The sequence below is a fragment of the Streptomyces capoamus genome (assembly GCF_014654935.1).
Classification (GTDB): Bacteria; Actinomycetota; Actinomycetes; order Streptomycetales; family Streptomycetaceae; genus Streptomyces; species Streptomyces capoamus.
The window spans coordinates 118,030-121,399 of sequence record NZ_BNBF01000015.1; the positions used below are offsets into that span (position 1 = coordinate 118,030).

The window sequence follows — 3,370 nt, forward strand, 5'->3', positions numbered from 1 at the left end:
GCCGGCAAGCAGTCCCGCCGGGTCCGCTTCCCCGAGGTCGCGGACGCGGCGACGACCAGGCAGGTGGGCGCGCTGCTCGCCGGGGCGGACTTCGCCGCCGTGCTCCACGAGAGCGGCGAGGCGCGCCTGGCCACCGCCGAACTGCCCGCCGAGGGCGAGATCGTGCTGGTCGTCGGCCCCGAAGGCGGTGTCTCGCCGGAGGAGTTGGCGCTCTTCGCCGAGGCGGGCGCGCGGCCCTATGTCCTCGGCCCCACCGTCCTGCGCACCTCCACCGCCGGCACCGCCGCCGCGGCCCTGCTGCTGGGCCGTACCGGCCGCTGGTCCTGACACACCCCCGGGGGGACACTGTGGAACTCGCCCAAGTCCGGCTGCTGGTCACCGACTTCGCCGCCTGCTACCGCTTCTACGCCGACGTCCTCGGCCTCAAGCCGCAGTCCGGGGCGGACCGGGGGCCGTACGAGAAGTTCAGCCCGCACACCGGTTCCGCCGGGATCGCGCTGCAGGACCGCGCGATGATGGCGGAGGTCCTGCACGAGCTGGGCGACACCGCCACCGGGCACCGCTCCCTGGTCGTCCTGCGCGTGGACGACCTCGACGCCTACTGCGCCGCGGTCACGGCACGCGGCGCGGTCCTGCTGCACGGCCCGGCCCCCATGACCGAGCGCATGCGGGTGGCCCACCTCAAGGACCCGGAGGGCAACCTGGTCGAGCTGCAGGAGTGGCTGCTGCTGCGCGGCTGACGGCGCGTCGGACGTGCTTCCCGAACGGGTGAGTGGCCGCATGCGGTCTTCCGCACCGTCCGGGCCGGTGGCACGCTGCCCTGTATGGGCGTGTCGAGGCGGATACGGTGCGGGGCCCGGGTGTTGGGGGTCGTCGGTGTGGTCGGGGCGGGCGTCGTGGCGTGCCAGCCGGGCGGGCTCGGGTCCGCGACCGTGGCGTACACCACCGACCGGACCGCGACCGCAGCGCTGGAGCACCGGCACGTGAACGTGTCCTGGCTGACCTGCACCGGACGCCAGGGTGACGGCGGCGGCCGCGGGGCCTCGCCCGCGCCGTCCGAGAGCACCGTCGTCTCCGTCGACTGCCGGGGCGAGACGGACGACGGGCGGAAGATCGTCGTCACCGGGGTGGTGACCAAGGCCGTCGACGGCGCCTGCGTGCGGGGCGACCTGACGGCCGAGGTCGGCGGCCGGCGCGTGTTCCACGTCGACGGTCTCGGCGACTGCTCGGCGACGCCCGGGCCGACGTACCGCCCGCCGACCGCGGGGCAGCCGAAGCCGGACGTGACCGTGACCGTCACCGTCACGCGGACCGTCTGGCCCGTGCCGGGCAAGTGATCCGAACCGGGAGCGGGGAACACGGGTGCTTGCGTAGAGTGACCGCGTGACTCAGGGTGCTTCGACCACGGAAACCGGGACGTCCGCCTATCTCCGATTCCCCCATCCGCACGCCGACTTGGTGACGTTCGTCGCCGAGGACGACGTGTGGCTCGCGCCGCTGGACGGCGGCCGGGCCTGGCGGGTCAGCGCCGACAACAAGCCGGTGACCCGGCCCCGGATATCGCCGGACGGACGGCACCTCGCCTGGACCTCCACCCGGGACGGCGCCCCCGAGGTGCACGTCGCCCCGGTCGACGGGGGCCCCGCAAGGCGTCTGACGTACTGGGGCAACCGCCGTACCGAGGTGCTCGGCTGGACCCCCGACGGGCGGGTGCTCGCCCTCGGCGCGCAGGGCCGGCCCAGTTCCCGGCGGAGCTGGGCGCACGCCGTCCCCCTGGACGGCGGACCGGCCGAGACCCTGCCGTACGGCCCGGTCGGCGACGTGGCCCCGGGCCCGGCCACCGTGCTGCTGTCCGCGACGATGGACCGTGAGGCCGCCCGCTGGAAGCGCTACCGGGGAGGTGCGGCGGGCAAGCTGTGGATCGAGCGGGCCGCCGAGGACGGCGAGGGCACCGGCGAGTTCGTCCGGCTGCACGAGGACATCGCCGGGAACGTCGAGTGCCCGGTGTGGGTGGGCGACCGCATCGCCTTCCTCTCCGACCACGAGGGCACCGGTGCCCTCTACTCCTCCCTCGCCGACGGCTCCGACCTGCGCCGGCACACCCCGCTCGACGGAGGGTTCTACGCCCGGCACGCCGCCGGCGACGGCACCCGGGTCGTCTACGGCTCGGCCGGCGAACTGTGGCTGCTGGACGACCTGGAGGGAGCCGAGCCGCGCCGGCTGGACGTACGGCTCGGCGGGCCGCGGACCGATCTGCGCCCCCGCCCGGTGAACGCCGCCCGCTGGTGCGACGCGGCGTCCCCCGACCACACCGCGCGCGGCAGCGCCGTCTGCGTGCGCGGCGGTATCCACTGGGTCACCCACCGCTCCGGGCCCGCCCGCGCCCTGGCCGCCACCCCCGGCGTCCGCGCCCGGTTGCCGCGCGCCTTCCGCGCCGAGGGCGAGGAGTGGGCGGTGTGGGTGACGGACGCCGAGGGCGAGGACGCCCTGGAGTTCGCGCCCGCGACCGGCACCGTGCCCGGCGCCCCGCCGCGCCGGCTGGCCGCCGGACAGCTGGGCCGGGTCCTGGAGCTGGCGATGGCCCCCGACGGCGGCCGGGCCGCCGTGGCCGCGCACGACGGCAGACTGCTGCTGGTCGAGCGCGAGACCGGCGAGGTCCGCGAGGTCGACCGCAGCGACGACGGCGAGGTCTTCGGCCTGGCCTTCTCGCCCGACTCCGCCTGGCTCGCCTGGGCCCACCCCGGCCCCCGTCCGCTCTCCCAGCTGCGCATCGCCCACACCACCGACCTGTCGGTCACCGAGGCCACCCCGCTGCGCTTCCAGGACTACGCGCCCGCCTTCACCCTCGACGGCAAGCACCTCGCGTTCCTGTCCAACCGCGCCTTCGACCCGGTCTACGACGAGCACGTCTTCGACCTCGCGTTCGTGGTCGGCGCCCGCCCGCACCTGATCACCCTGGCCGCCACCACCCCCTCGCCGTTCGGCCCGCAGCGCCACGGCCGCCCCTTCGAGGCCCCCGACAAGGACGAGACCCCCGACAGCGAGGGCACCCCGGCCACCCGGATCGACCTCGAGGGGCTCGCCGACCGGATCGTGCCCTTCCCGGTGGAGGCCGGCCGCTACTCCACCCTGCGGGCCGCCAGGGACGGCGTCCTGTGGCTGCGCCACCCCGTGGAGGGCGTCCTCGGCGCCTCCCGCGCCCACCCCGAGGACCCCGGGCCGCGCAGTGAGCTGGAGCGCTACGACCTGGTCCAGCGGCGCCTGGAGCACCTCGCCTCCACCGCCGACCACTTCGCTGTCAGCGGCGACGGCAAACGCGTCCTGCTGTGGAGCGAGGGCCGGCTGCGGGTCGTCCCGAGCGACCGCCGCA

4 protein-coding genes are annotated in these 3,370 nt (G+C 75.8%); all 4 read left to right on the plus strand.

Annotated features, from left to right (window positions below; translation table 11 throughout):
- A partial coding sequence (locus IE312_RS41460; RefSeq protein ID WP_229900322.1) for an RsmE family RNA methyltransferase occupies nucleotides 1-327 on the plus strand: 327 nt, incomplete at its 5' end.
- A gap of 20 nt (nucleotides 328-347) precedes the next feature.
- The gene (locus tag IE312_RS23150) at nucleotides 348-740 is read left to right on the plus strand and encodes a VOC family protein (RefSeq protein WP_189984257.1); all 393 of its coding nucleotides are present in this window, start codon (nucleotides 348-350) and stop codon (nucleotides 738-740) included.
- 84 nt (nucleotides 741-824) lie between these two features.
- A complete protein-coding gene (locus tag IE312_RS23155; RefSeq protein ID WP_189984258.1) occupies nucleotides 825-1,337 on the plus strand; it encodes a hypothetical protein in 513 nt (170 codons plus the stop codon).
- Nucleotides 1,338-1,455: 118 nt separating this feature from the next.
- The coding region (locus tag IE312_RS41465; RefSeq protein WP_440862366.1) for a S41 family peptidase at nucleotides 1,456-3,370 on the plus strand (1,915 nt) is incomplete at its 3' end.

Bases quoted from the DNA above. Each gene is read 5' to 3' on its own strand.
- IE312_RS23155 (WP_189984258.1), top strand. From the start codon at position 825: ATGGGCGTGTCGAGGCGGATACGGTGCGGGGCCCGGGTGTTGGGGGTC.